This window comes from Microbulbifer sp. CnH-101-G (genome assembly GCF_052466775.1).
Genome location: NZ_CP174292.1, coordinates 1,996,933 through 2,023,492, shown reverse-complemented (window position 1 = coordinate 2,023,492; position 26,560 = coordinate 1,996,933). Strand labels below are relative to the sequence as shown.

20 protein-coding genes and 1 riboswitch are annotated in these 26,560 nt (G+C 51.5%); of the genes, 12 read left to right on the top strand and 8 right to left on the bottom strand.

What is annotated here, in order from left to right:
• Window positions 1–26: 26 nt before the first annotated feature.
• Window positions 27–2,192: a TonB-dependent receptor gene (locus tag ACJJID_RS08895; RefSeq protein WP_444922408.1), complete on the bottom strand. Its 2,166-nt coding sequence runs from the start codon at window positions 2,190–2,192 to the stop codon at window positions 27–29.
• 57 nt (window positions 2,193–2,249) lie between these two features.
• Window positions 2,250–2,366: riboswitch (TPP riboswitch) on the bottom strand.
• 638 nt (window positions 2,367–3,004) lie between these two features.
• Here ACJJID_RS08895 and ACJJID_RS08890 point away from each other — a divergent pair.
• Together ACJJID_RS08890 and ACJJID_RS08885 are read left to right on the top strand one after the other, a co-directional pair.
• Window positions 3,005–3,796: a nucleotidyltransferase domain-containing protein gene (locus tag ACJJID_RS08890; protein WP_444922407.1), complete on the top strand. Its 792-nt coding sequence runs from the start codon at window positions 3,005–3,007 to the stop codon at window positions 3,794–3,796.
• A gap of 260 nt (window positions 3,797–4,056) precedes the next feature.
• Entirely contained in the window at window positions 4,057–4,665 is a 609-nt protein-coding gene (locus ACJJID_RS08885; RefSeq protein WP_444922406.1) for a hypothetical protein, read from the top strand.
• A 170-nt stretch (window positions 4,666–4,835) separates the two neighbouring features.
• Here ACJJID_RS08885 and ACJJID_RS08880 read toward each other — a convergent pair whose 3' ends face one another.
• Window positions 4,836–5,384 carry a DUF934 domain-containing protein gene (locus ACJJID_RS08880; protein ID WP_444922405.1) on the bottom strand — a complete coding sequence of 183 codons (549 nt, stop codon included), beginning with the start codon at window positions 5,382–5,384 and terminating at the stop codon, window positions 4,836–4,838.
• A complete protein-coding gene (locus ACJJID_RS08875; protein ID WP_444922404.1) occupies window positions 5,368–7,029 on the bottom strand; it encodes a nitrite/sulfite reductase in 1,662 nt (553 codons plus the stop codon). Before ACJJID_RS08875 ends, ACJJID_RS08880 begins: the two co-directional genes overlap by 17 nt.
• 1,174 nt (window positions 7,030–8,203) lie before the next feature.
• Between ACJJID_RS08875 and ACJJID_RS08870 the strand changes: the two genes are divergently transcribed.
• Together ACJJID_RS08870 and ACJJID_RS08865 are read left to right on the top strand one after the other, a co-directional pair.
• On the top strand, window positions 8,204–8,704 hold the full coding sequence (locus ACJJID_RS08870) for a hypothetical protein (protein ID WP_444922403.1): 501 nt from the start codon (window positions 8,204–8,206) through the stop codon (window positions 8,702–8,704).
• 163 nt (window positions 8,705–8,867) lie between these two features.
• Window positions 8,868–9,053 (top strand): hypothetical protein, encoded by a 186-nt coding sequence (locus tag ACJJID_RS08865; protein ID WP_444922402.1) that lies wholly within the window; start codon window positions 8,868–8,870, stop codon window positions 9,051–9,053.
• A 571-nt stretch (window positions 9,054–9,624) separates the two neighbouring features.
• Here ACJJID_RS08865 and ACJJID_RS08860 read toward each other — a convergent pair.
• Complete coding sequence (locus ACJJID_RS08860; RefSeq protein ID WP_444922401.1) at window positions 9,625–9,846, bottom strand: DUF2970 domain-containing protein; 222 nt, start codon at window positions 9,844–9,846, stop codon at window positions 9,625–9,627.
• Between the two features lie 10 nt (window positions 9,847–9,856).
• Window positions 9,857–13,552: a methionine synthase gene (gene metH / locus ACJJID_RS08855; protein ID WP_444922400.1), complete on the bottom strand. Its 3,696-nt coding sequence runs from the start codon at window positions 13,550–13,552 to the stop codon at window positions 9,857–9,859.
• Window positions 13,553–13,801: 249 nt separating this feature from the next.
• Here metH and ACJJID_RS08850 point away from each other — a divergent pair, with 249 nt between their 5' ends.
• The 6 genes from ACJJID_RS08850 (at window position 13,802) to ACJJID_RS08825 (ending at window position 19,346) form a co-directional block, all read left to right on the top strand.
• A complete protein-coding gene (locus ACJJID_RS08850; protein ID WP_444922399.1) occupies window positions 13,802–14,833 on the top strand; it encodes an NADP-dependent oxidoreductase in 1,032 nt (343 codons plus the stop codon).
• A gap of 42 nt (window positions 14,834–14,875) precedes the next feature.
• Complete coding sequence (locus ACJJID_RS08845; protein WP_152453836.1) at window positions 14,876–15,556, top strand: type 1 glutamine amidotransferase domain-containing protein; 681 nt, start codon at window positions 14,876–14,878, stop codon at window positions 15,554–15,556.
• Between the two features lie 118 nt (window positions 15,557–15,674).
• Entirely contained in the window at window positions 15,675–16,265 is a 591-nt protein-coding gene (gene nfuA, locus ACJJID_RS08840; protein WP_444922398.1) for a Fe-S biogenesis protein NfuA, read from the top strand.
• Between the two features lie 298 nt (window positions 16,266–16,563).
• Complete coding sequence (locus tag ACJJID_RS08835; protein ID WP_444922397.1) at window positions 16,564–17,424, top strand: patatin-like phospholipase family protein; 861 nt, start codon at window positions 16,564–16,566, stop codon at window positions 17,422–17,424.
• Between the two features lie 35 nt (window positions 17,425–17,459).
• A complete protein-coding gene (locus ACJJID_RS08830; protein WP_444922396.1) occupies window positions 17,460–18,329 on the top strand; it encodes a patatin-like phospholipase family protein in 870 nt (289 codons plus the stop codon).
• A gap of 132 nt (window positions 18,330–18,461) precedes the next feature.
• Complete coding sequence (locus ACJJID_RS08825; protein WP_444922395.1) at window positions 18,462–19,346, top strand: patatin-like phospholipase family protein; 885 nt, start codon at window positions 18,462–18,464, stop codon at window positions 19,344–19,346.
• A 518-nt stretch (window positions 19,347–19,864) separates the two neighbouring features.
• Here the strand turns inward: ACJJID_RS08825 and ACJJID_RS08820 are convergent.
• Window positions 19,865–20,506: an NAD(P)-dependent oxidoreductase gene (locus ACJJID_RS08820; protein WP_444922394.1), complete on the bottom strand. Its 642-nt coding sequence runs from the start codon at window positions 20,504–20,506 to the stop codon at window positions 19,865–19,867.
• A gap of 836 nt (window positions 20,507–21,342) precedes the next feature.
• Between ACJJID_RS08820 and ACJJID_RS08815 the strand changes: the two genes are divergently transcribed.
• Window positions 21,343–22,218 (top strand): patatin-like phospholipase family protein, encoded by an 876-nt coding sequence (locus ACJJID_RS08815; RefSeq protein WP_444922393.1) that lies wholly within the window; start codon window positions 21,343–21,345, stop codon window positions 22,216–22,218.
• Window positions 22,202–22,636 (top strand): nuclear transport factor 2 family protein, encoded by a 435-nt coding sequence (locus ACJJID_RS08810; RefSeq protein ID WP_152453825.1) that lies wholly within the window; start codon window positions 22,202–22,204, stop codon window positions 22,634–22,636. The genes ACJJID_RS08815 and ACJJID_RS08810 overlap by 17 nt, the downstream gene beginning before the upstream one ends.
• Before the next feature lie 65 nt (window positions 22,637–22,701).
• Here ACJJID_RS08810 and ACJJID_RS08805 read toward each other — a convergent pair whose 3' ends face one another.
• Window positions 22,702–23,703, bottom strand: a complete 1,002-nt coding sequence (locus ACJJID_RS08805) for an endo alpha-1,4 polygalactosaminidase (RefSeq protein WP_444922392.1) — start codon at window positions 23,701–23,703, stop codon at window positions 22,702–22,704.
• A gap of 177 nt (window positions 23,704–23,880) precedes the next feature.
• Window positions 23,881–26,457: an ATP-dependent helicase HrpB gene (gene hrpB / locus ACJJID_RS08800; protein ID WP_444922391.1), complete on the bottom strand. Its 2,577-nt coding sequence runs from the start codon at window positions 26,455–26,457 to the stop codon at window positions 23,881–23,883.
• Between the last annotated feature and the right edge of the window lie 103 nt (window positions 26,458–26,560).

Sequence of the window (26,560 nt, the reverse complement as noted above, 5' to 3'; positions counted from 1 at the left end):
TTGTCGGTTACATTACCGATGATTTGTTAGAAAGTATAAGTACTGGTTACTCCGGCAATACGTGGTTCACCCCGTTGATAGTAAGCTTCTGGAGCATAGCCATTAACTGGATTGTTGCCGAAATAGAAGCCCCTGGTGTTGTAATCTTCGTCGGTCAGGTTTCTACCCCATAGGGAGACTTCCCAGTTGTCAGCCCGATAAGTGAGACGGGCGTTGAGTAATTCGTAGGCAGTGGATTTTTCATTATGGCTATTGGAGAAGTAAAACTCATCTTTGCCTTCCAATTCCAGACGCAGTACCCAGTGGGCACTGAGATCAATCTCGGTGCCAGTGAAGAACTGATAGCTTGGTGCATGAGCTACATCACGGCCATCCAGATTTACCGGTAGCACTATACCGGTTTCTTTGTCCTTCTCCGTGTCTACGTGGGTGCTACTAATAAAGTCCTCAAACTCGGCGTTTAGCCAGCCTGCAGAAGCGAAGAGGCGTACAGTTTCCGTAGCCTGGAAATTTATTTCCGCCTCAAAGCCATAAGTTTTACCGCCCGCTGCGTTGCCCAGATACTCTCTAAACTTTTTACTCTCAGGGTTGAAAAGTGATTGTTTGGCTTGAACATCGTTGCGATCCTGGTAGAAGGCTGCTAGCTGGGCCTGTAAACGGTTATCCAGCCAATTGCCTTTGGCTCCAAGTTCGTAGTTAAGCAAATGCTCTGTATCGAACTCGAACATCTCACGGTAAGCTTCTACATTATCCGCAAACTCTGCGATGATTGCCCCGTTCACCCCCCCTGCCTTATAGCCACGTGAAACAGTGGCGTACAGTAAAGTGTCTTCGGAATAATGATATTCTAAAGTTATATTTCCACCCCACAAGTCCTCACTGCTATCTGCCTTGGTGGTATAGGAATCAGAATAATCCGCACTACGCCTTTCCAGGCGAAGCCCGCTAATCAGGTTGAGGGTGTCGCTCAGTGTGGTGCTCAGTTGCCCATAAACTGCGCTGTTTTTGGTATCAAACTCACTGCTAAAAAAGCTGTATTCAGTGGTTATGCCTTCAGTTGCTCCTGAAACCTGTAAGAGGTCTTCTTGTTCATGGCGATGATAAACCCCCAGTACCCAGCTAGTGTGTCCTGCAAAGAGTTTGGAGGCCTCGGTGGAAAGCAGGCGTAGATCCAGGCTGGTATTGTCTTTGTCCCGCTGGTAATTATCGGTTTGACTGTAACCCCAGGGATGAAAATCTATATAACTCCAATCCTCATCGTATCCGTATTCGGTATCGGAGTTGGCGAGGCTTAGGGTGGTTTCAAGAATAAAATTTTCGTTACCCGACCACTGCCCAGTTAAAGCGCCTGCCCAGCTTTCCTGCTGGTCCCGACCGGGCTTGTCGGAGAGGGTTTCGCGGGTATTGTATAAAGAGAAGGCATCGTAGCCGTTATCGGCATCAAGGTAGAAGAGTGTCAGGCCGAGCTGTAAGTCGTCACTCGGTGAGTAAGCCAGTTTGCCACGCAGCACGGACTCATCAATATTGTTGGTGTCATCGCGGCCCAGGTATTGGTTTTCCATATAGCCATCGGACTTTCGCTCGCTGGCGGCAATACGGAAGCCAAGCTGCTCGGTCAGGCTGCCGCTGCCAATGGCAGAGAGGCTGCGGCCACCATATTCACTCAGTTCGGCAGAGACCTTGCCTGTAGTTTCTGAAGTGGGTGCCGCGCTGCGCATGTTGACCAGTCCCGCCAGGGCATTAGCACCATGCAGGGTGCCTTGAGGGCCGCGGAGGATCTCTACCTGCTCGATATCCAGGGTGCTGGCAGCCAGACCAAGACCAGTGAAGTCGATCCCATCAATGACCAAACCTACGGAAGGATTAACTGGGTCGATAAACTGGCTGCGCTCACCAATACCGCGAACCTGAATAAAGCGTCCTCGTGAAGCGCCAGTAGAGAAGTTGACATTTGGTGCCATATTCAACAGCTGGTCCAAGTTACCAGCGCCTCGCGTCTCAATACTGCTGGCGTCCATCACACTGACGCTGCCTGGCAGATCGAGCAGGTTGGTATCGCGCAGTTGAGCCGTCACTACCACCTCTTCAAGCCCCCTGTTCAAGGGCTCTGCAGCTAAAGCCAATCCACTAGGCGAGCCCGCAATAAGGCCGATGGATAAAGCAATCGGGTGGATTGTGAACAGTTTCTTCATGGTTCTCTCTCGGATCAACACTAATGAAAGAGACCCGGAGCGCGACGAGGGAAGGGCTTTGGTATGCCTACCTATTCCTACGCCGGTATTAACCGGATCAGGTTCAAGGGTTTGCTGTAAAAGATCTTCTTGATCTCGCAGCATCTCAGGCCTTGGCCACCCCTTAGGTTTTTGCGGGCGCGATGATAGCAGATGTTTCGCTCATTATGGGAAGAAGGCACTCTTAACCTTCGAGCTTGGGTTTCTATGGGACGTTTTGGGTATGGGTGGCAGTGTTATAGGGATTGGAGGGGCGTGATAAACAGTTTTCCTCCTTATTATTCCCTCTCTTCCAAAGCTCGGGTTAATGTAGAGGAGACGTTTCTGCATAGATGAATATTAAATATAATTTCAGGCCGCAGGTGCGAGGCTATAGCTAGTTTTAGCTTAGATTTAGAGGTTGGTGTAATAATGAAAAATTGCCCTGATTGTAATGAGAAGCCCATAGCTTTGATTGGCTGGTGTAGTGGCATCAATTCGATACAGTGTACCTGTAAAAGTTGCGGTGCGGTCCTGTCGGCGAATCTTGTAACTTGGGGAGTGCTGATAGCCATTGTTGTTGCGATGTGCGCAGTGGCTTATGTTTCATTGGTTCACTTCGATGTGCATTTTAAACAGGATCGCTGGTTGTTAATGGGTTTGATCTCTATTCCAGTTCTTATTGGGTCATTGCTGGGATACTTGGTCGGTGGCTATAAAGTAAAGGGAAGGAGCCTCCAGTGAGCGGTTTATGTTTTACTTCTCTACAGTGGCAAATTGGTAGATAGCAATCTATGGAATTGGTGATACAGAATAGAATAAAAACACTTGAGGCTGAGAAGGGCATAGAAATTTTGTATGCCTGTGAATCTGGCAGCCGGGCATGGGGCTTTGAGTCACCAGATAGTGACTGGGATGTGCGTTTTATTTACAAGCGAGATCTCAACCACTATCTGACTCTTGGAAACCCAAGAGATGTTGTGGAGGTGCCCTTTGATAAAGCGTTAGGTGATGAGCTTGACCTGGTCGGTTGGGATATCAGCAAAGCATTGGGTTTGTTGCGGGGGAGCAACCCGACATTGATTGAATGGTTGTTCTCTCCAAAAGTTTATCTCAGTCAGCGAGAGGTTTGGGATGAACTTTGCAGCCTTGCCAAAAAATGCTGGCAACCAAGAGCCTTGGCGCACCATTATATAAGTATGGGATTTAATTGTTACTCCAAATTTGCTCGAAAAAATGATGAGGGTTCCAAAGAAATTCAAGTCAAAAAACTGCTTTATGTAATGCGTTCTATCCTAAATGCACTTTATATAAAAAGATTTATGGCTATTCCCTCGGTCGATTTTATGCAGATGTGCAAAGAGCTGCTGGTGAATGCACAAGAGGAATGGTTGCTGCAGTTGATATCCAGTTTGATTGAGAAGAAGAAAGGGCTGGACGAAGGCAGTCTTGTCGTTCTGGATGCCCGCCTTGATCACTGGATTCAAGAAAATTTGGACCGTGGGGTGGCCAACTCAATTGAGGAGCGACCTAAGATGGATATAGCGGATTTTGATAGACTTTTTCACCGGGTGCTAGGCATTTAATATTGGGTGACGTATTTAACGTTAAGTATTGATCCATAGTTTGTGCTCGGTGAAAGTGTCTAAAATATTGGACTTTTCTTCGAGCGTTCATTGCATATCTCTGTTCAGGACTTGGCCTGACCAGAGAAAACTCCTTATGAGGCATTTTTTGGCTCGTATTATTCATAAGCTGTTCATGCTGCTTTCAATACTCTTTTAAGTGATGTTTGGGGCTAGGGTGCCCCTATTAATCTTAATCACTTCATGGAAGGAAGCATCTTATGACTGAGGAAGAAAAAAGAGAGCGAGCTAGAAGGCGCTGGAGGCACCTGCGCTCCACTTTGGCAACGCTAGGGCTTTTAGGCCGCTCAAGAGGGGCAAAAATGGTAGCCACTCCTTATTGGCCGGAAGTGCATCATCCCAACCATCAGGCGACCCATGGCCGCAATGGCAATGTCCGTTATCTCTCCGACCGGGACAGGCTGAAACACCGCGCAACATTTACGGGAAACACGCTGGTTATTCCTCTGCAAAGAAGGTTTGAGCTGGGTATCCTGCAAAATACGGCGGGCAATATTATTTATGTTGTGGATTCACAGCGAAATTTCTATGTCGGAAGAAAAAATTTAGGTCATTTTCATCATTCCTCATTTATGGCAGGTGGGCCGGTCTTAGGTGCAGGAACCATTGTGCTGGGCGCCGGTTATCAAATACTCGAGGTCAACAACCACAGTGGCCACTATCGGCCAGGTGCTCGGGAATTAAAGCGGGTGGCGCTTGCTATTAGCTCACTCGGTGGGGATTTGAATCAGATACCATTTCGTGTATCGGGAGCGGGGCCCGATGTTGTTTATGGTAATGGGTTGGCGCTTCTGGATGCGGCGGTTTAAATAATTGAGGGCAGTAGTTTCTTTGAGAGGAGAAGGTGCTAGTTTGAAAGCGGGTTGAAGTGGGGCTTTGAAGCGGGGCTTTGAAATGGGGTATTGGCATAGAAGAGTGGTAGGGGAGAACAGTGTGCCCTAGTCAATGAAGGTAGGGCACACTTAACGTGGCACAGGCTTTAGAAGCGTCTGCGGAACATCGGCAGAGGTTGGTCCACACCAGATTGATAGCTATCCCCAAAATCGTGTAAGGACTCTTTCAGGCTGGTGAGAGGCTGCTCGCCTTCGAAAGCGTAGGCATTAAAGCCGCAGCGCTGAAGGTAGGTGAGCTGGTCACGCATAAAGCCGCCCACTGCGCGCAGCTCTCCTTTGAAGCCAAAGCGTTCGCGAAGCAAACGACCGGCAGAAAATCCGCGGCCGTCGGCGAAGGCGGGGAAGTGAATCGCAATCAAGGGTAAATTTGCGGCTTCGCTGCCGATAAGCTCTGCACCTTCGTCACTGTCTAGCCAGACGCCCACTTCAGCACTGCGCTTGGCCAGGGCCTCCCGGTGTGCCTGCCACTGATGCAACGGCACAATCACTTTGCCGGAGGGCAAAGCGTTTATATCAAACGTTTCCCCTTCTTCCAGCTGCGGCAGTATCTTCCACTCATTAGTGACCACTTCACCATTGAGAATCAACTCGGTGGGGTTGCCCGGCTGTGGGCCCAGCTTAACTGGCTTTGGCATAGACTCTCTCCTTGAAGGGCTGCAGGCCGATGCGGTTGTAGGTGTCGATAAAGGGCTCTTCGGCCTGGCGTTGTTCGACGTAGAGATCGAGGATCTTGCCGATTACTTCGGGAACTTCAGCCCGTGAGAAACTGGGGCCCAATACCTTGGCCAGGCTGGCTTCGTTGGAGGCGCTGCCGCCCAATTGGATCTGGTAGAACTCCTCGCCCTTCTTATCCACACCGAGGATGCCGATATGGCCCACATGGTGGTGGCCACAGGCATTCATACAGCCGGAAATATTCAGGTTCAGGTCGCCAAGGTCGTAGAGGTAATCCATATCGTCGAACTGACGCTGGATCGCTTCGGCAACAGGGATCGACTTAGCATTGGCCAGGGAGCAGTAATCGCCACCGGGGCAGCAGATCATATCGGTGAGGGTGCCAATATTCGGCGTGGCAAAGCCGTGTTTGCGCGCCTGTTGCCACAGCTCGTAAAGCTCGCCTTGTTCCACATCGGCCAGAACCACGTTTTGATCGTGGGTAGCGCGGGCTTCTCCAAAACTAAAGGCATCGGCGAGATCGGCAATGGCCTCCAGCTGTCGGTCGGTGACATCACCGGGGGGCACACCGGTAGGTTTGGTGGAGAGCTTGATGGCGCGGTAACCCGGCACCCGGTGAGGGTAGGTGTTGCGATCCAACCAGCGCGCGAAAGCCTTGTCGCTATCGGCCTGTTGCTGTAGGGCAGCTTCACTGGCGGCGCCATCAAAGGTCTTGTAGTCGGGCGCGGTGAAGAAGGACTTGGCCCACTGCAGAGCTTCTGGGGTCAATTTCTCTACCCCGTCTTTAATGTGCTGCCACTCTTCTTCCACACGGCGACCAAATTCTTCGGGGCCTAGAGCTTTCACCAGAATCTTAATACGCGCCTTGTACTTGTTGTCGCGGCGGCCCAGCTGGTTGTACACACGCACAATCGCTTCCAGGTAAGAGAGCAGGTCTTCTTCCGGTAGGAAGTCGCGGATCGTCTCGGCAATAACCGGTGTGCGGCCCTGACCGCCGCCAACCAGCACCTGGAATCCAATTTCTTCGCCGCGCTTCACAATCTGCACGCCGATGTCGTGTACACGAATCGCGGCGCGGTCCTGCTCGGAGCCACTCACCGCGATCTTGAACTTGCGCGGCAGGAAGGCGAATTCCGGGTGAAAGGTGGACCACTGGCGAATCAGTTCGCAGTAGGGGCGCGGATCGGCAATCTCGTCGAGAGCGATGCCCGCATAGGGGTCAGAGGTGGTGTTGCGGATACAGTTGCCGCTGGTTTGAACTGCGTGCATTTCCACTTCGGCCAGCTCGGCCAGAATAGCGGGTACATCTTCCAGTTGGGGCCAGTTGTATTGCAGGTTCTGACGCGTGGTGAAGTGCGCGTACCCTTTGTCGTAGTCCCGGCTGACGCGCGCGAGACGGCGCAGCTGGCTGCTGTTGAGCAGGCCGTAGGGCACGGCGATGCGCAACATGGGGGCCAGTCGCTGAATATAGAGGCCATTTTGCAGGCGCAGTGGCAGGAATTGTTCCTCACTCAACTCGCCGGCGAGGTAACGTTCCGTTTGGCCGCGGAACTGGGCAACGCGATCGTTAATGATGGCGCGATCCCGGTCGTCGTATCGATACATAACAGCTTGATTCCATTGCCTTTGTGCGCGGATGGTGGAGAAAGGGGCAAGTCCCGGATGGTTCTCCGCTGGCGCCTAACATACCAGCACGCTTATGCAAAAAATAACAATATTTTCCGCTATGTCTGTAACCAACAGTTATAAGAGGGCTACTGCTGGGTTAATACTTAGTGGAACTGACAAGTAAGCGGTTTCTGTTTCCGCTGATCGTATTTGATTGCGGTTGCTTCTGTGGATTATAGCGACAACGTTTTCTGAGGGTTAGCTAGGGTATCTCGCATGAAGCCGAGGAGATCCTCTGGGAAGAAATCTGCGGTGTTCACCTTTAAGGTCTTCAATGGTCATGAGCGTGTTATGGGGGTCTCTAGCCAAAGAATCTAGAGAGGAAGGGGCACGTTGAGGTGAGCGGGTTCCAGATTGATGAAAATCTGATCATATTGGCTAGGTAGCTATAGCAGCTTTAGCTGGATTCTACTGCTTGAGTCCCCTCGTGTATTCTCTGCGAGAATGAATCCATCATCGCTAACAGCAAGACAAGAGACTCGATTCGAAGTTAATACAGCTGTAATTCGCTTGAAAAGAACGTAGATTTTGGCTGTAGCTCCCTTCTAGTCATGGAGCTAATAATGGAGTTCTTGCAAGGTAGTATTTCATTGGTACTAGCTCTTCGTTACTAGCGCATGAAAAACAATGGCGCAAATACTGTGGCCGCCAGCTGATCGGCCACGTTGAGAAAGTGATTGAGTGCAGCCTACCAATGCAACTATCAGAAACTTCATGATAGTAATACCACAGGAATCACTATTGAATGTATCGAGTTGAAAGCACTCGCTGAAGCTCCCAGTACAAGTGCCCTAAATTAACGCAAAGCCCCCCGGGATTACTAAAGTCTCATTATTGGCAGTAATAGTTAAGTTGATAAAGATACTACTGGCAACAAACTAGCTTAAAGTTTAGATGGCTCAATCGGAAACCAGAATACACCGATTAGGAAATAGAAAAGATATAAATTCCGTGTTTATGAAGATGAAAAGCTTCACTCTGTATAACAATTCTCTTATCTCCCATATTGACATTGCTCATGTTTGTTTGAGTAAAGGTTGCACATAAGAAACATGGCTGTGTAATTTAGATTGAAGCAGAAGCTTAAATTAACTTCATAAAAGGAAATGTTATGCCATTACCAAAAGATATAAAAGAAATGGGGACTGCTGTTTACCCTGTTGGTGATTTTGATTTGGACTATCAAAATCCAAAGCCCCATGAAAATGGTAGCCGCTCTATTTTGACGATGAATGTATCGGTATATCTTGAGCTCGATTATCAGTCTAAGCACGATAAAGTAGTGCATGGATATTGCAGTAAAAATAATATCCAACAAAGAAATACTGATGGCAGCCAGATTTCTTACAAGGATAACCCCAGTGCGGATAGGGTGCTGAGTACCTTTTACAACGAGCGTGCAGAGACGGCTGCATTGATAGCAATAGATTACTTTGTTGAACAGTGGTTAAAAGGAAAGACATTGCAGGAAAATGAGAAGATGTTCCCCTCTGTACAAAGAGATGAGCAAGACGATGGTTATCATTATGATGTTACATGTTACTACACTCCGGAAACCACCTATGTAGTATTTCATTGCCATCCACCGAAAAACATCAAGGTGACGCTCTAGTTAGAGCTTTAGTAAGTTTCTGCCTTAGGTAATGACGCTCTGCTGTTAACTCTTGCTGGATAGGGAATATGGTCTTCAAGGGAATAGCCATTTCTCTTGGAGGCTATATCATGCTTTTACTAAAGAAATTGCATAACTTTCTAAGGTGTGGAGTTAGTTGACAGTGTTAAAATTTTTATTAACTCTTATAACTGCAAACGGATCGCTGGCAAGGATGCATGCAGATGTGAATATAAAGAAGGGGGAATTTACACAACTCATTGAGTTTGTTGTAAGAGTTCCTGTAATTTATATGGTGGAACTGGTTGCGGAGCCTTGCCAGGGGATGCGCAGCAATATCCCCGAATGATTTTCAATTTAGTATGGAAATTACTGGTGCGCTCGCGAATATAGTTAGCGTCCTTATCGCGGGTGCCTGTAGTCATCTGAATTGTAATCGCAGTTTTATCGGTCTTTAAATGCTGAATAACACAAGCCTGATCCCTATAAATGGATGGATCTACGATCCAACCCCGGTCCGCCTTGCAACTGCAGACTCAATTTGCTCTACTTGATCAGCCGCTACTTGCGGCTCACCTACTTTGAATAACAATAATGGTAATCGGAGAAATTCGATGAATGAAGAAGTAGCTGTTACCCCTGAAGAAGACAATTTTGTAGATGCCATCGCCGCCGTGGCTCTCGTCGCTATCTTTGTCGTCACCTGTATTTTCTGGGTTTCCACCCGCTGATCCGCTATTCGTCCGCTAATGAATAGCTCAGGCCCGGAGCTGAGTCGTACCGGGTAAATCCCCCCTTAAAGCTTATAAATTTTCTAAGCAATACTACCCTATGGGGATAGCCACCCGGGTCGATAAGTATTTGTGCGGAGAGTGCGTGATGTAGCGGGCTGGATGCCCGCATTCGGAAAGGGCAAGGATTCAACCCATATTGCCCAGTACAGTCTTTACGATCAGTATCAGAGTCAAGACAAACAAAATGGTGAAGACAATTCCAGCGACAACATAGTGGGTCATGTTGCCGCTTTGAAAGTCCTTCTCTCGGTTCTTGTTGCTCTGAACTCCAATGGCCCCCGCTAGAGTGCTCAGTACAATCTGGCCAAGTCCGGGCTTCCTTGCTCGTTTCTTATTATTTTCCTGCATGGGGGGATCCTCACTCTTCGAGATTTGGGCGCAGCCAGCGCTCCAGTTCCTGTTCACTAATTCCTTTGCGCTTGGCCAGACTTTGCAGCTGGTCCCGACCGATTTTACCGACATTAAAGTATTTGGCCTGCGGGTGGGCGAAGTACCAGCCGCTCACTGCGGCCGCCGGCATCATGGCGAAATGCTCGGTCAGGCTGACCCCGGCATTTTCTTCGGCACTCAATAGTTTGAACAGCGTAGCCTTTTCCGAATGGTCCGGACAGGCGGGATAGCCGGGCGCAGGGCGAATACCCTGGTAGGCTTCTTTGATCAGCTGTTCATTGCTCAATTCTTCATCCGCCGCATAGCCCCAGTATTCCTTGCGTACCTGGCGGTGCAGGGTTTCGGCAAAGGATTCTGCCAGCCGGTCTGCCAGGGCTTTCACCATAATCGCGTTGTAATCGTCGTGTTTGGCTTCGTAACTCTGCGCCAATTCGTCGGCACCGATGCCGGTGGTTACCGCGAAGCCGCCGACATAATCGAGATAGCCTGAATCCAGTGGGGCGACAAAATCCGCCAGGGAGCGGCACAGACCGTCGCCGCCCATTTTATGCACCTGCTGGCGAATATGGTGCAGGCGCGCCAGCTCGTCGCTGCGCTCTTCATCTTTGTACACGATAATATCGTCGCCGACACTGTTGGCGGGCCAGAGGCCGAACACGGCGCGGGCGCGCAGCTGCTTCTTGGCAATCATCTCTTTCAGCAGGCGCTGGGCATTGTGATAGAGATCGCTGGCAGCCTCACCGACCACTTTGTCCTTGAGGATTGCCGGGTATTTACCCGCCAGGTCCCAGGATAAAAAGAACGGTGTCCAATCCAGAGTGTCGAGCAGGTTTTCCAGGGGAAAATCATCGATCACTGTGATGCCCAGTTTTTTGGGCTTTACGGGTTGGTAATTCTGCCAGTCGAACTCAGGGGCGCTATCGCGGGCTTCCGCATAGGTAAGGCGGGTGTCGTTGCGCTTTCTATTGGCGGTGCGGGTGCGCACCTTTTCGTATTCGGCGCGGACCTTTTCAACAAAGGCCGGGCGCAGTTCATCAGAAATTAAACTGCTGGCCACCCCCACGGCGCGGGAGGCATCCGCTACATAGACCACCTGGTTGCGATTGAACTGGGGATCAATTTTCACTGCGGTGTGTGCCTTGGAAGTGGTGGCACCACCAATCAGCAGCGGAATATCAAACTTCTGGCGTTCCATTTCTGCGGCGACATGCACCATCTCATCGAGGGAGGGGGTGATCAAACCGGATAGGCCGATAATGTCGCAGTTCTTTTCCCGGGCGGTTTGCAAAATAGTTTCTGCGGCCACCATCACGCCGAGGTCGATCACCTCGTAATTGTTGCAGGCCAGCACCACTCCGACGATATTCTTGCCGATATCGTGTACATCGCCTTTAACCGTAGCCATCAGGATACGTCCGTTGGGCCGGCTGTCCTCGGTTTTTTCCGCTTCGATAAATGGTTGCAGATAGGCGACCGCCTGCTTCATCACCCGTGCGGATTTCACCACCTGGGGCAGGAACATTTTGCCCTCGCCAAACAGGTCGCCAACGATATTCATGCCGTCCATCAATGGACCTTCGATCACATCCAGGGGGCGAGTGCTATTGGCGCGTGCCTCTTCAGTATCTTCCTCGATATAGTTGTTGATCCCTTTTACCAGGGAGTGCGCCAGGCGCTCCTTGACCGGCAGCTCACGCCAACTCAAGTCTTCTTTGCGCGCGGTGCCGCCGCCTTCACCCATATATTTGGGGGCGATATCCAGCAGGGCTTCGGTGGATTCGGCATTGCGGTTGAGGATGACGTCTTCCACTTTCTCCCGCAGCTCTTCAGGAAGCTCATCGTAGACCGCCAGCTGACCGGCGTTGACGATGCCCATATTCAGGCCGGCCTTGATGGCGTGGAATAGGAATACCGAGTGGATGGCCTCGCGCACCGGGTTATTACCGCGGAAGGAGAAGGAGACGTTGGAGACGCCCCCACTGATTTGGGCACCCGGTAGATTCTCACGAATCCAGCGGCAGGCTTGGATAAAGTCCACCGCGTAATTGTTGTGTTCCTCAATGCCAGTGGCGACGGCAAAAATATTGGGGTCGAAAATAATGTCGCTGGGGTTAAAACCGACTTCCTTCACCAGAACGTCGTAGCTGCGCTTACAGATTTCGATCTTGCGCTCAAAAGTATCTGCCTGGCCCTGCTCATCAAAGGCCATCACCACTACGGCGGCGCCGTAGCGCAGGCATAGTTGTGCTTTCTCGATAAACTCCTCTTTGCCTTCCTTGAGGCTGATGGAGTTCACGATGGGTTTACCCTGAATGCACTGCAGCCCAGCTTCGATCACCTCCCACTTGGAGGAGTCAACCATAAAAGGCACTTTGGCGATATCGGGTTCGGTGGCAGCGAGGTTGAGGAAACGGCGCATGGCGGCGTGCGCATCGAGCATCGCCTCATCCATATTGAAATCAATTACCTGCGCGCCATCTTCCACCTGGGCGGCGGCGACCTGCAGGGCGGTATCGTAGTCCTCTTCCAGAATCAGTCGCTTGAAGCGGGCGGAACCGGTGACATTACAGCGTTCGCCCACATTGACGAAGAGGGCGGTCTCATCGGCGACAAACGGCTCCAGGCCGGACAGGCGCAAAGCCGGTTTGATCTCGGGCAGTTGGCGCGGAGGGATATCGGATACCGCTTCTGCAATGGCGCGGATGTGTTCCGGCGTGGTGCCGCAGCAACCGCCGAGAATATTGATAAAACCACTGCGGGCAAACTCTGCCACAATCGCCGCGGTTTGCTCCGGGGTTTCGTCGTATTCGCCAAACTCATTGGGCAGGCCGGCATTGGGGTGTGCGGAAACATAAGTGGCGCAGGCGCCAGATAAAGCCTCTACATAGGGGCGCAGCTCGGTGGCGCCCAGGGCACAGTTAAGGCCAACGGAAATGGGTTTGGCGTGGGCGATGGAATAGTAAAACGCCTCGGTGGTCTGCCCGGAAAGGGTACGCCCAGAAGCATCGGTAATGGTGCCGGAGATCATAATCGGCAATTCGAAGCCCAGTTCCTCAAACAGCTGCTGCATGGCGTAGATAGCTGCCTTGGCATTGAGGGTGTCGAAGATAGTTTCGATCAGGATCAGGTCACTGCCGCCCTCGATCAGGGCGCGGCCGGCTTCCACATAGTTGTGTACCAGCTCGTTGAAAGTCACATTGCGCGCACCTGGGTCGTTGACGTCCGGGGAAATACTCGCGGTGCGCGAGGTAGGGCCGATCACGCCGGCCACCCAGCGGGGGCGCTCTGGAGTGGAGAGGGCGTCCGCCGCAAGGCGGGCCAGTTCCGCTGAGGTGCGGTTCAGCTCCACCACCAAATGTTCCATGTCGTAGTCAGACTGGGACAGCTCGGTCGCATTAAAAGTATTGGTTTCGATAATATCGGCGCCGGCTTCCAGATATTGCCGGTGGATCTGTTCTATCAGCTCTGGGCGGGTAATGCTTAACAGATCGTTATTGCCTTTCAGGTCCCGGTGGAAGTCGGCGAAGCGAGCGCCGCGGTAATCTTCCTCCTGCAATTTTTCCCGCTGGATCATGGTCCCCATAGCGCCGTCTAGTATCAGGATGCGCTGAGTGAGCGCGACTTTGAGTTGCTGCAGACGTTGATTGCGGGACAGCGCAGACATTGACCAATCCTTATTTGTCGATGGCGGGAAAGGCATCAATCTTAGCACAGGGATGCTTGCCAACAGGGGCTAAATTTATGGATAAAAACTGCTGCGACACAATAACCGGTAATTTTTTACTAAGGGTGTGCAATTTCTATCTATAGTTTGGCCTTCAACAGACATAAAAACCCAGGGGAGAGCCTGCTTCGCTAATGGTACAGAAGGCTGTACCAATTGAAAGGTTGGCTCCAGGAAGGAGAAAAAATCGTGCAATCAAAGGATAAGAATCGCCGGGTAGTATTGGCAGCCCGGCCCGAAGGGGCGCCGAGCGAAGATAACTTCAGTATTGAGGAAGTGGGGCTGCCCGAGCCTGCTCGTGGTGAAGTGTTGTTGCGCACCGTATTCCTCTCTCTGGACCCCTATATGCGCGGCCGTATGAGTGATGCCAAGTCCTACGCTGAGCCGGTACCCCTGGGCGGCGTTATGGTGGGGGGTACCGTGAGTCGGGTGCTTGAGTCACACCTGGAAGGGTTCGAGGAGGGCGACTGGGTGCTGGGTTACTGCGGCTGGCAGGACTATGCGGTCTCCGATGGCGAGGGCTTGGTCAACTTGGGTAAAAATCCCAGTCACCCTTCCTATGCCCTTGGCGTTTTAGGTATGCCGGGTATCACCGCCTATTTCGGACTGTTGGAAATTGGCCAGCCCCAGGCAGGGGACACCTTGGTTGTCGCCGCAGCCACCGGCCCGGTGGGTTCCACCGTGGGGCAGATCGGCAAAATAAAAGGATGCCGGGTGGTTGGTATTGCCGGCGGAGCAGAAAAATGCCGCTACGCGGTGGAGGAGCTGGGTTTTGATATTTGCCTCAACCACCGCGCCGAAGAGTTTCCCGAGCAACTGGAGGAGGCCTGTCCGGATGGTGTGGATGTGTATTTCGAGAATGTGGGGGGAGATGTATTTGATGCGGTTTTACCGCTTCTCAATGACTTTGCCCGGATTCCGGTGTGTGGACTGGTTGCACATTACAACGCCACTTCCCTGCCTGAAGGCCCGGATCGCCTGAGCCTGTTAATGCGTGAAGTCCTGACGAAACGTCTGAAAATCGAGGGGTTCATTATTTTTGATCAATATGAGCGTTTCGGTGATTTTATTACCGGTTTGAGTCGATGGGTTAATGAAGGCAAGATCAAATACCGCGAAGATTTGGTCGAGGGGTTGGAAAAAGCACCCCGAGCCCTGATGGGGCTGTTAAAAGGAGAGAATTTTGGCAAGGTCGTGGTGCGCTTGGGCACCGATGACTGAGAGCGGGCTTTTATAAATTAAAGGGCACCAGGGAGGTCGCCGATGAAAATATTAGTGGTTCTGACATCACACGATAAGTTGGGCGATACCGGCAAGAAAACCGGTTTTTGGCTGGAGGAGTTTGCCGCGCCTTACTACACCTTCAAGGATGCCGGGGCGGAAGTTACCCTGGTCTCTCCCAAGGGAGGGCAACCGCCACTGGACCCCAAAAGTGACGAGCCAGACTCCCAGACCGACGCCACGCTGCGTTTCCGCCAGGACCCTGAAGCCCAGCAGGCGCTGGCCAATACCGGTAAGCTTGCGGATGTGAAAGCGTCGGACTTCGATGCGGTTTTCTATCCCGGAGGTCATGGTCCCCTGTGGGATCTTGCAGAGGACAAGGACTCCATTGCCCTGATTGAAGCGTTTTATGGGGACGGAAAGCCGGTAGGCGCCGTGTGTCATGCCCCTGCCGTGTTTCGCCATACCCGGCGCAAAGATGGACATCCCCTGGTTTCCGGCAAGAGTGTCACCGGCTTTAGCAACTCCGAGGAGGAAGCGGTGGGGCTGGTGGATGTAGTGCCTTTCCTGGTGGAGGATATGCTTAAAGATCGCGGCGGCAACTATTCCAGTGAAGAGGATTGGGCACCCTATGTGGTTGTAGATGGCAAGTTGGTCACCGGCCAGAACCCCGCTTCCTCGGAAGATGTGGCGCAAACTCTGATGGGAATGATTCCCGTTTGAGGCATCCTCGGGAGGGGGTTGCCAAGGGCTGTCGCCTCCCGAAAAACACACCGGTTTCACTCAAGCGCTTCTGAGAGTAAAATACCCGACAAAGAAGCTCGGTTATTTGAGAAGGCTTATGTCAGAACTGAATGTCACCATCACCGAATCCGCGCAGGAGTACCTGAAAGAGCTGCTGGCCAAGCAGGACTGCGAGGGAATCGCTATTCGTATGTTTGTCTCCAACCCCGGTACACCCAGTGCCGAAACCTGCATTGCCTACTGTCGCCCCGGTGAGGAAGAGCCAGAGGATGTGATGATGGAGATGAATGGTCTCAAGGCCTATTTCGAAGGCCGCAGCGTGCCGTACCTGGATGATGCCCGGGTTGACTACTCCTCCGACAAAATGGGTGGCCAGCTCACTATCCGCGCGCCCAACTCGCGCATGCCCAAGATCACCGATGACAGCCCCATTGAAGACCGTATCAACTATGTGCTCTTCAATGAGGTGAACCCCAGCCTGGCGGCCCATGGTGGCCAGGTGAGCCTGGTTGAGGTCACAGAGGACAAGTTTGCCATTTTGAAATTTGGTGGTGGCTGTCAGGGCTGCGGCATGGTGGATATGACCTTGAAAGAGGGCGTTGAGAAAACCCTGAAAGAGAAAATCCCCGAGCTAGCCGGCGTTAAAGATATTACCGATCACACGGATAAGTCTCAGGCTTATTACTAAAAGATAGCTCTTTTCTCTTCTTCACTCTCTCGTTGAGTGGATTAAAAGGCGAAGTATCTCTTCGCCTTTTTTCTTGCTATCCCGCTTCTTTACGTTACCGCCCAGTCATTGTCACCCAACTTCTTAGTGAGCGTGTGAAGGCGCATTAGCCGCCCCGAACCTTGCCCGTCCCGTATATATTTTAAAGACCCCCTAAGATGTATCGCTGGGTTGGGTATCCCGCCTCAGTGGAGGTGGTTGGCGCTCTATGGGTGCTCTGGCACCACAGGTTGTAGCGGGCAGGCCGGGAAAAGGTTCTATGTTCGATCAAGTGGTATTTGCCGGTGGTGGAGTGCGTTGTACCTGGCAGATCGGGTTTTGGGAGTCTGTCGCGGATAGGGTTCGGCTTAGGCCCAAGATCGTAAGTGCCGTCTCAGCCGGCGCCATGGTTTCCAGCTTGATATTGATGGGTAAGTCCCTGGATGCGGTGGAGTACTTCGCTGAAGCGTTCGAGGAGAACGGCAGCAATATCCACTGGGGGAATCTCTTTCGCAAAGATCCGCTTTTTCCTCACCACCATATTTATCGCAATGGCATGCGCAGACTGTTTGAAGGCGGCTTTGAGCGTCTGCGAGCCGCAACTGAGCTGCGTATAGCTGTCAGCCACTCCCCCCAGTGGCTGAATGGCCCTCTGGCCCTGATCATTGGGGCGGGAATTGATTACTCGGACACCTTCCTAACCCGTGAGCTTCATCCCAATACGGCGAGACGCCTTGGTTATCAGCAGTCATTTTATTCGGTGCGGGACTGCAGCAATGTTGGGGATCTACAAAGGCTGATTCTCTCTTCCTCCTGCACACCGCCTTTTACGCCCCGTCAACAGCATCGGGGAGCAGAAGTACTGGATGGCGGCATTGTGGATAGCGTACCGGTTGCCGGACTCGATCCCGGGCCAAGCCGGGTATTGATCTTACTCACTCGCAGGTATCCGCAATACCCGAGCTGCTTCACCTGTCAGAAGGGCGAGCAGTTGTGGACTTATGTACAACCCAGCCGACCTCTGCCGGTCAGTGTATGGGATTTCTCCAACCCGCAGAGATTGTGGCAGGCCTTTGATGCAGGTTATGCCGATGGAGAGGCGTTCCTGGCGGCACACTCCCCTGAGGGAAGTGCCAAATGAAAAGTTGGATAGTCGCTGGGCGGGGAAATTAGGGCATGTTTGACCAGGTGGTGTTTGCCGGTGGGGGTGGCCGCTGTACCTGGCAAATAGGATTTTGGGAAGTGATTGCCGATCAGATAAAGCTCGAACCGAGAGTGCTCACCGGGGTTTCCGCAGGAGCCATGATAGCGGGCCTGATATTGATTGGCAGGGCAACCACTTCGCTGGACTATTTTTCCTCAGTTTTCAGTGCAAATCGCCGCAATGTGTATTGGAGAAACCTCTTGGGTAAGGAGCCGGTTTTTCCTCAGTATGAAATCTACAAGAAGGGCATTAGAGAGCTTTTTAGTGACCGTTTTAAAAACTTGAAATCTTCAGCTGAACTCAGGGTTGCCGTATCCCGACCGCCCACTTGGCTGCCGGCGCCACTGGCACTGGCCGTTGGTGGGGCAATTTATTACTCCAACAAATATTTACTGCACAAACTGCATCCTAAAGCCGCGCGGCGCCTGGGCTACAAACAAGATTTTTTTCGGGCGCAGGACTGTGCCGATGTCGGTGAATTTGAGCGGCTGATTTTGAGCTCATCTTGCACTCCACCCTTCACTCCAAGGTTGAGTCTGGCCGGGAGGCAGGCCTTGGATGGCGGGGTGGTGGACAATGTGCCGGTTGAGGGAATCGATCCGGGGGAGGGGCGGGTACTTATTTTGCTGACCCGCCGCTACCGAGGATTTCCCGACTGGTTTACCCAGCCTATGGGCAAGCAGCTCTGGACTTATGTGCAACCCTCAGAGCCGCCACCCATCAGTGTTTGGGATTTCACTAATCCTGAAGGACTGATCCGCGCCTATGAAATTGGGCGCCGAGATGGCCGTTTATTTTTACAAAATATGCTAGCGGAGCGCGGTTTTTACACTGGGATGTAAGAGAAGTAATTTTGCGCTTCTGCATCAATACCCTCTGGAATACAGGGTTACTACAGACGATATTTTTTAATGGGGGAATTGGGTAAGGGCCAGCTTGGGAAGGGTGGCTTGGTTGTGAAAGGGAGTTTGCTCATGTTTGATCAGGTAGTCTTTGCCGGCGGTGGCGGCCGTTGTATCTGGCAGATTGGTTTTTGGGAATCTGTGGTTGATGAAATCCAGTTATCCCCCAGAGTGGTGAGTGCCGTATCGGCAGGTGGCTTGGTGGCGGGCTTGCTGTTAATTGGTAGGGAGCAGGAGGCGGTAGATTACGTCCGCTCGGTATTTAGCACCAATCGCAAAAATATTTATTGGGGCAATTTATTTAGGCAGGAAGCGGTTTTTCCTCAGTACGCTATTTGCCGCAATGGGATTCGGCAGCTGTTCGATAATGGTCCACAGGCCTTGCAGGGGGTAGCGGAATTGCGTCTGGCAGTTAGTCATCCGCCCGCCTGGATGTACGGCCCCCTGGCTTTGACCTTTGGCGCGGTAATTTATTATGCCGACAAAGGCTTCCCCCGCAATCTTCATTCCATGGCAGCAACCAAGCTCGGATTTCGCCAGACTTTTTACCGCGCCCAGGATTGCAGCAATATGGATGAATTGGAGCACCTAATCCTAAGTTCTTCCTGCACCCCTCCTTTTACACCAAGGCTCCAGCTCAATGGCAGGGAAATTCTCGATGGGGGGGTCGTGGACAATGTTCCGGTTGGTGGCCTGGATGCTGCAGAGGGCAGGGTACTGATTCTGCTCACCAATCGTTTCCGCAATTTTCCCGATTGTTTCACCCAACGCCGGGGCGCCCAGCTCTGGACCTATGTTCAGCCCTCTAAACCTCTGCCGATTAAAGTGTGGGATTTCACCAATCCGGAAGCGGTTAACAAGACTTTGGAGATAGGTCGAGCTGATGGTAAGGCATTAATTGACCGGCTCACTAAGATCGCCAATGGTGGGGTTGCGCCATCTTTAGGGGCTGCATGAGATATCGTTTCATATAAAGGAAGTTAACTGGAGAGTCCCTATCTAAATGCCCCGCAGACCTAAATACTCAGTGTTTTATTTTGGTCTAGATGGTGGGGTTTTCATGCCTGAAAATGTCTTTCTTGTATCGATAGGAAGGATCTACTTTTAACCTGGTTAGTATCTTTTTTTTTTTGAGTTGGGGGGGGGAATGTCAATATACATCTTCAGATTTTTTGCCGAGGGTTATCAGTTCATTTTCATATGCTCTAGGGGTACGTGCTGTTTCATAGGGTGCGCCTGCTGGCGCGGTTTTCCTGCGAAGAAGTTGTTTGATTTTTTTACGCAATCCTGGGTAGACGTATTTTTCCAAAGTGGGAGCTGGTTGTGATATATTTTAACAAGCCTCAGGTTGTATTCTGCCTCGATGAGTTGATTTGGTGGGCAATTAACCTTGGCCCTGATTGAAAGCAGAATACTACCAAATTTGATAAAAATACTGAGGGTTTTCCCTGGTTGTTTTTGTGTGAGTTGACCCGTCAATATTGAATGATGGGGGATTTATTAATCCATGTGTCATCTGTTAGCTGTTTGACCATGGCATGAGCGCAATCTGCATAGCTGATTTTCGAAAGTGGACCAAATTTATTGAATCCCAGGCGATATTGAGTGGTTTTTGGTCCAGGTACCATTTGTAGTGGGCGAATTCCAATCCAGTTAATATCTTTATTTCTGTTTAATAGGGACAGCTGGTTCTCCTTGTCTAGGTGGCGATGCTGGAGGAATTTTTTTGCATACCAGTTTACAAATTTTGCTCCAAAACTAACTGTGTCTTCTGGTAAGAGGTTGCTGCCACCACCACACCAAATTAATCTAGAGATATTTTTCTTTTTCATGGCAGTCAATATGTTTTCGGTTATGTCAGTGCATAGATTTCTTGGTGACGTTTTTTCGTCCACGCCTACGGCAAATAAAATGGCATCCGTGTCTTCGAATAAGGCACTTTCTACATCTTCATATTTAAGTCCGTCTCCTTTAATAAGGGTAGCTTTGGTGCGAAGCTCTTGAGGTATTTTTTGGGGGGTTCTGATTAAGGCTGTCACTTCATGATTTTCTTCTAGGCACTGTTTTAAGCATTCTGATCCTACGTTTCCGCTTGCGCCAAAAATTGTAACTTTCATAGTTTATTGCCTTGTGTGTTTCCTGGTTCTCTCTTTTGGAGTCTTATTCATTTAAGTTGTGAGTGGAGAGACGTGTGGGTGGCTAACTTTGTTATTGATTTATTTCAGTCGTTCTTGTTGATCCTATTTTTTTTGTTCTTTGGTGAGGTTGATTAAATGTGGTTGAAGTCTGTTAAAACGATTGGTGGTTGGAAGTTTTCCAAGTTCAGGGCAAGGTCGGCGATTTGGTTTTTGCCTTGATAAATTAATATGTGAATTAACTAAATCTTCTCTGCTGTTGCTTCAAAATCGAGGTTCATTTTATTTGGTGTGTTCAAGATCTATTTAAGCTATATGTAAAATTTGACCTGTACTGAATAATATCATTTATTTCTAATTTATACTTGTTTTTCTTCTTATGGGAAACAGATTAGAAAGCCCCTGAATAGTTCCATAACGCATCTGGTTGCCAGAGAGGCTTGCATGCCAGCACTGCTCCGCAGGAATGATAAGGCTTTTGAAGGTGTCGCAAAGCATAATCGCTGCTGTAATTGATCTTGTAGCCAGCTACGGTCATTCGTGCGGCGTGCTGCATCTAAAGTTTTCTACTTTCAATATTCGTTGAAGGATTATGAATTTATTCATTGGTTTCCTAGGTGGAGCAGGGGCGCTATTGCTTATTGATAGGCTTTAAAACTTTGTATGGTTAGGTTGCTGAGACCTCAAGTTGCACTAGCCTGCTGAATCTATTAGCTTATGCAATTAGTTGCATATAAGCTTTGTGCGGCGGTACCCTAAGTGGAGAGCGGTTTTAGACTTTATAAGGGTGATTAGCCCATTGAACAGGAAAGGGACGCATGTTTGATCAGGTTGTTTTTGCCGGTGGTGGCGGGCGCTGTACCTGGCAAATAGGTTTTTGGGAGTCTGTTGCCGGTGAAATTGGGCTGTCGCCGAGGCGGGTAACCGCGGTATCCGCTGGCGGGCTGATGGCAAGCCTGATCCTGATGGGGCGAATTGAAGAGGGCCGGGAGCACTTCTGGTCGGCTTTTGCGGCCAACCGCAAGAACGCTTACTGGGGCAACCTGGTAAAGAGAGAGCGGGTGTTTCCCCAATACGGGATTTTTCGCAATGCCATGTTGGAGCTGTTTCGCGATGGTATGCAGCCATTGCGCGCGGCCGCCGATCTGCAAATTGGTATTGTCCACCCCCCACGCCTTTTACCTGCCGGGTTGGCATTTGGTGTTGGCGCATTGGCCTATTACACCGATAAGCATTTGCTGCGCAGTCTGCACCCGAAGATAGCCCTGGGCCTTGGCTTTAAGCAGAACTTCTACCGCGCACAGGATTGCCAGAGTGTTGAGGAGTTGGTGGAGCTCATTCTCTGCTCGTCCTGCACGCCGCCGTTCACACCTCGTTTGCGCCGGTCCGGGGCTCCCGTCCTTGATGGCGGGGTGGTGGACAATATTCCGGTAGCTGGGCTGGACCGTGGTACGGGCAGGGTGTTGATACTGCTCAGCCGTTGCTATCCCCGCTATCCAAACTGCTTTACCAGGCGCCACGGGGAGCAGCTTTGGACCTATGTGCAACCCTCGCAGCCGCCGTTTATCAGTGTTTGGGATTACACCAATCCCGAATTGGCGCAAAAGACTTATGAGCTCGGTCGTGCCGATGGCCGGGAGTTTTTACAAAAACACATGCTTGAACAGGAGATGCTCAATGAGCAATACCAATAATCCAATAGCGGAGTCAATCGCCCTGTGGCACGAGATGGTTGCGGAGCGGGACCTCAGTCGCCTGCCTACGATCGTTGCGGAGGACGCGGTATTCCGCTCACCGGCATTCTTTAAGCCTTACCACAGCGCTGCCGCGGTCTGCCTGATACTCAATACGGTGATGCAGGTATTTGAAAGCTTTGAATACGATCGCAGCTTCACCACTGAGTCAGGCCGCGATCTGGCTTTGGAGTTTAAGGCCAGCATCGGCGATAAGAGCCTTAAGGGGTTGGATATCATTCGCTTTGATGAGAATGGCAAGATCGTGGAGTTTGAGGTGATGATACGTCCCCTCAACGCCCTGCAGAAGCTGGCGGAAGAGATGTCCGGCCGCCTGTCCCAGTATGTGACTCAGTACAAGGATTCCCAGCCAGCCTGATTCCTAATCTCCACCCATCCAGTTGGTGGGTGGAGATTTAGGCACCAATAAAGCGAAATTTACGCTTATTCCTCGGTTTCGAGGGAATCGAAATACTCAAAAACGTCGATGCCATCCATATAAGCACCATCGAAGCCCGCATCTACGATCTTGAAGATATAGGAGCTGTTGTTGCCATAGATAATGTCCTGCCAGCCGGCTTTCCAGTACTCCACGTAATAGTTGCCCGATTCATTGGGAACCTCGTCCAGCAACCAAGCCGGTGGATTGGTCGGCCAGGAGTTTTGCCAGTAGTAGCGGTTACTCTGGGCCATGCCAATGTTGACATAGGCCATCAACAGGCGGTCCCCGCCATTGTTCTTCTTTTTTAACTGCTTGATCTGCTCTTCGGTATAAGTTGAGCCATCCTTAAAGAATAAGTCGATAATCAGCAGGTCGTAGTCGGTTTCGGATAACTCGTCCACGAATTCCTGGGGCGTGGAGAAGCTTGTAGTATTGGTGATATTGAGGAAATTTTTGACATCTTCCAACCTATCAATGTCGTCATTGTTCACATTGAAAGGTTTTTCCGGGTAGGAAGGAATATTGTTCAGAAGCGTATTGTCGGCGGCGAAGGAGACGTAGCCGGCTTTCTCGTTCTCCTCGTAAGACTCTTTAACCTTGTCTTCGCTATAGGCGTAATCGGTCACCAGGATTTCGCGGCCTTCATCCTTAGCCAAGTTGAGATAGTCCTGCAGGCGCTCGCTTTCAGTTTTGCTGGTGGGTTGGTCTACCTTACCATCCTGCCCAAAGAAGACCGCCTCCTGGGCGATGCCATCGGTAGAATCCACATAGGCTTCATCTACCGGGCCATTAGCCTTGGTATTGGTGGTGATCAGCTCAATACCGTTTTGCGGGACGATAATAAAGTCTCGGTTGAGGCCCTTTGCGTAGTCGCTGATATCCTCCACAAATAGGCGCATTTCCTGATCGTAATCGATATTTGCGGGGATAATGATGTCGGGTAAATCATCACTACAGCCGAGAAAGAGTAGTGGGCTGAAAAATAGTGCTAGCTTCCGGTGCAAGGTCGTTCTCCAACTAGATGTATGGGTAAGTTTAGATGTTCTGTCTGTTAGTAATCTATTGGCAGAAAAGTACAGATATTGTTCCCCATTATCAAACGCCAACTTAAATTGCTGCAACTTAGTGGGTGATTGCTGAATAACTGCTTAACGGGGGTGAAAAGGTCTGTTTTGGGACGCTTAGGAGTCCCTGGGGTTGTCCATTCTCTTTTTGGTCTTGTTGGTGGCGACCGCGGTGCGGGGGTCATCTGGCCAGTAGTGCTTCTGGTATTTGATCCGCAATTCTTTTTTGACCTCTTCGTAAGTGCTTGCCCAAAAATTAGCCAGGTCGCGGGTGATCTGAACCGGGCGGCGAGCCGGAGAAAGCAGGTGAATCATCAGTGGGTAGCGCCCGTGCAAAACTGCCGGAGTCTGTGCCAGACCAAAGAGTTCCTGTAGGCGCACGGCCAGGATTGGCGGGGATGCCTCATAGTCGATAGCAATGCGCGAACCGCTGGGTACGGTGTAGTGGCTGGGAGCCAGCTCATCAATCTGTTGAACATGGGCCCAATCGAGCTGTATGCGCAGAATATTGAGCAGGTCCAACTGCTTGAGCTGCTCTAACTTATTGAAGCCACTTAGGTGTGGAAGTAGCCAGTTCTCAAGTTCCTGCAATAGCGCAACATCACTCCAGTCGGGTAGCGGAGTGTCTCCCAGTAGAGATTGACCACTTTCCTCTGTTCGCAAAAATTCCACCCTTGCGCGAAACTGCAGGGCTTCTTTACTCCAGGGCAGTAGTGAGAGTCCTTTCTGGCGAATGGCATCGAGTAGTGCCCGGCTCAATAATTCTGCTGGAATATTTTTAGCTACTTGTTGTTGCAACACCAGTTTGCCCAGTGTGACCTGCTCCAGGGCCTCTGCACGCCCGGCCGCATCGTCCCAGCGAATAGCGGTACTTCGTTCAATTTGGTCAGCAAAGCAGCGGTGTATCGCACTCTCTGAAATTTGGGCGGCTAGCTGTATTCGCGCATCGCGGCCCTGGCCATCCAGTTCGGCAATAACGAGGAAGTCGTTCAGCGTGAGGGCATCGTCGTGGGAAAAATGTGCCCCTCGGCCACTACAGAGTAGGAAACGGCGCCCACTGTCGTTGCGGCTTTTTGCGATCCTATCGGGGTAGGCAAGCCCCAGTAGCGCTCCTATCGCGTCGGCTTGGTCAATACTTTCGCTATTTTGTGGCTCTTGCGCTTCGACATTCTGTAATTGAGTTTGCCAGGTTTTGGCCTGCTGGCGGATTCGTTGCACCGCACCGCGGTCGATACTTTGGCCTTTGGCAAGGCCTTGCAGTACCTCGATACGCTTGCTGATATCTCTATCCCAGCGCGCTTCACCGCGGAAGATATCCCGCTCAGAAAGCAGTGCCGCCAGCAGGCAGGCCTGTTGCGATAGCTGCCAATCGAGGCTGCGAAGCATCATATGGGCGAGGCGCGGGTGGCAGCCAAGGGTAAGCATGGCACTGCCGTGTTGAGTGATGCGAAACTCTTGGTCGAGGGCTCCCAGTTGTTGTAAAAGGGCTTGGGCTTGGGCCAGAGGGCCTGCGGGGGGAAGGTTCAGCCAGCAAAGATCGGTGGGATCACTGACTCCCCACTGGGCCAGCTCCAGTGCCAGCGGGGCCAAATCACTGCGTAGAATCTCCGGTGTGGTCTTGCCACTGAGGCTGCGCTGGCGTCCCTCGGTCCATAGGCGCAGGCAGTGCCCTTCGCTAAGGCGTCCGGCGCGGCCGCTACGCTGGGTCGCAGAGGCCTGGGAGATTCGGCAGGTCTCCAGCCGATTCATGCCGCTGTTGGGATCGAAGCGAGACTCCCGCATTAAGCCGGAATCCACAACGATGCGAATCCCTTCAATGGTCAGGCTGGTCTCTGCCACATTGGTTGCCAGTACCACTTTGCGTTGATCAGGCGCGGCCGGAGAGATGGCCTGATCCTGCTGTTCGCGGGTCAAATCTCCATAGAGCGGGGCGAGAATAATGCTATCTGGTTTGAGATCACTCACAGAGGCGAGTTGTTCGCGCAGTAGCTCCTCCACCTTGCGAATCTCTGCCACTCCCGGAAGGAATGCGAGCACACTGCCTGCCTCTTTACGTAGCGCTTCGAGAATCTTGCGGCTCATGAGCGCGGGCACAGAGCGGTGATCTTCGGGCTCCTCCCGCTGGTCAAGGTAATCGATATGTACGGGGAAGCTGCGCCCCTCACTGCTGACCACTGGCGCACCGCCGAGCACCCTGGCTACTGCCTCGGTTTCCAGGGTTGCTGACATTACCAGCAGCTTCAAATCTTCGCGCAGATACTCCTGGGATTGCAGGCACAGTGCCAGGGACAGGTCTGCCTGCAGACTGCGTTCATGAAACTCATCAAAAATAACCAGTGCGGTTTCTGACAGTTCGGGGTCAGACTGCAAAAGTCGGGTAAGAATACCTTCGGTAACAACCAGGATGCGGGTTTTCGCACTCAGGCGGCGCTCCCCGCGTACCTGGTAACCCACAGTTTCACCCAGCTTCTCTCCAAGCTGGGCAGCCATGCGTGCCGCGGCGGTGCGTGCAGCCAGACGACGGGGCTCCAACATAATGATATTGCGCTGGCCCAGCCAGTCGGTGTCGAGCAGGGCAAGGGGAACAACAGTGGTCTTACCGGCACCTGGTGGAGCCTGCAGCACCACATTGTTGTGCTTATTCAGGCTTTGCAGTAACTCGGGTAGGGCGGAATAAATAGGTAACTCTGACATGGGGAACGATTATAGCGGCTGGGCAGGAGAAGTTATAAGGGGCGCCGAGTCAAAGGCTGGCGGGGGACGAGGGCTCGGTGTGATTGAGCCTTAATTGAAAACC

What these genes read in the sequence shown, in the direction of transcription:
- ACJJID_RS08895 (WP_444922408.1), bottom strand. Translation starts at nt 2,192, where the DNA reads ATGAAGAAACTGTTCACAATCCACCCGATTGCTTTATCCATCGGCCTT.
- ACJJID_RS08890 (WP_444922407.1), top strand. Translation starts at nt 3,005, where the DNA reads ATGGAATTGGTGATACAGAATAGAATAAAAACACTTGAGGCTGAGAAG.
- ACJJID_RS08885 (WP_444922406.1), top strand. Translation starts at nt 4,057, where the DNA reads ATGACTGAGGAAGAAAAAAGAGAGCGAGCTAGAAGGCGCTGGAGGCAC.
- ACJJID_RS08880 (WP_444922405.1), bottom strand. Translation starts at nt 5,384, where the DNA reads ATGCCAAAGCCAGTTAAGCTGGGCCCACAGCCGGGCAACCCCACCGAG.
- ACJJID_RS08875 (WP_444922404.1), bottom strand. Translation starts at nt 7,029, where the DNA reads ATGTATCGATACGACGACCGGGATCGCGCCATCATTAACGATCGCGTT.
- ACJJID_RS08870 (WP_444922403.1), top strand. Translation starts at nt 8,204, where the DNA reads ATGCCATTACCAAAAGATATAAAAGAAATGGGGACTGCTGTTTACCCT.
- ACJJID_RS08860 (WP_444922401.1), bottom strand. Translation starts at nt 9,846, where the DNA reads ATGCAGGAAAATAATAAGAAACGAGCAAGGAAGCCCGGACTTGGCCAG.
- metH (WP_444922400.1), bottom strand. Translation starts at nt 13,552, where the DNA reads ATGTCTGCGCTGTCCCGCAATCAACGTCTGCAGCAACTCAAAGTCGCG.
- ACJJID_RS08845 (WP_152453836.1), top strand. Translation starts at nt 14,876, where the DNA reads ATGAAAATATTAGTGGTTCTGACATCACACGATAAGTTGGGCGATACC.
- nfuA (WP_444922398.1), top strand. Translation starts at nt 15,675, where the DNA reads ATGTCAGAACTGAATGTCACCATCACCGAATCCGCGCAGGAGTACCTG.
- ACJJID_RS08835 (WP_444922397.1), top strand. Translation starts at nt 16,564, where the DNA reads ATGTTCGATCAAGTGGTATTTGCCGGTGGTGGAGTGCGTTGTACCTGG.
- ACJJID_RS08830 (WP_444922396.1), top strand. Translation starts at nt 17,460, where the DNA reads ATGTTTGACCAGGTGGTGTTTGCCGGTGGGGGTGGCCGCTGTACCTGG.
- ACJJID_RS08825 (WP_444922395.1), top strand. Translation starts at nt 18,462, where the DNA reads ATGTTTGATCAGGTAGTCTTTGCCGGCGGTGGCGGCCGTTGTATCTGG.
- ACJJID_RS08820 (WP_444922394.1), bottom strand. Translation starts at nt 20,506, where the DNA reads ATGAAAGTTACAATTTTTGGCGCAAGCGGAAACGTAGGATCAGAATGC.
- ACJJID_RS08815 (WP_444922393.1), top strand. Translation starts at nt 21,343, where the DNA reads ATGTTTGATCAGGTTGTTTTTGCCGGTGGTGGCGGGCGCTGTACCTGG.
- ACJJID_RS08810 (WP_152453825.1), top strand. Translation starts at nt 22,202, where the DNA reads ATGAGCAATACCAATAATCCAATAGCGGAGTCAATCGCCCTGTGGCAC.
- hrpB (WP_444922391.1), bottom strand. Translation starts at nt 26,457, where the DNA reads ATGTCAGAGTTACCTATTTATTCCGCCCTACCCGAGTTACTGCAAAGC.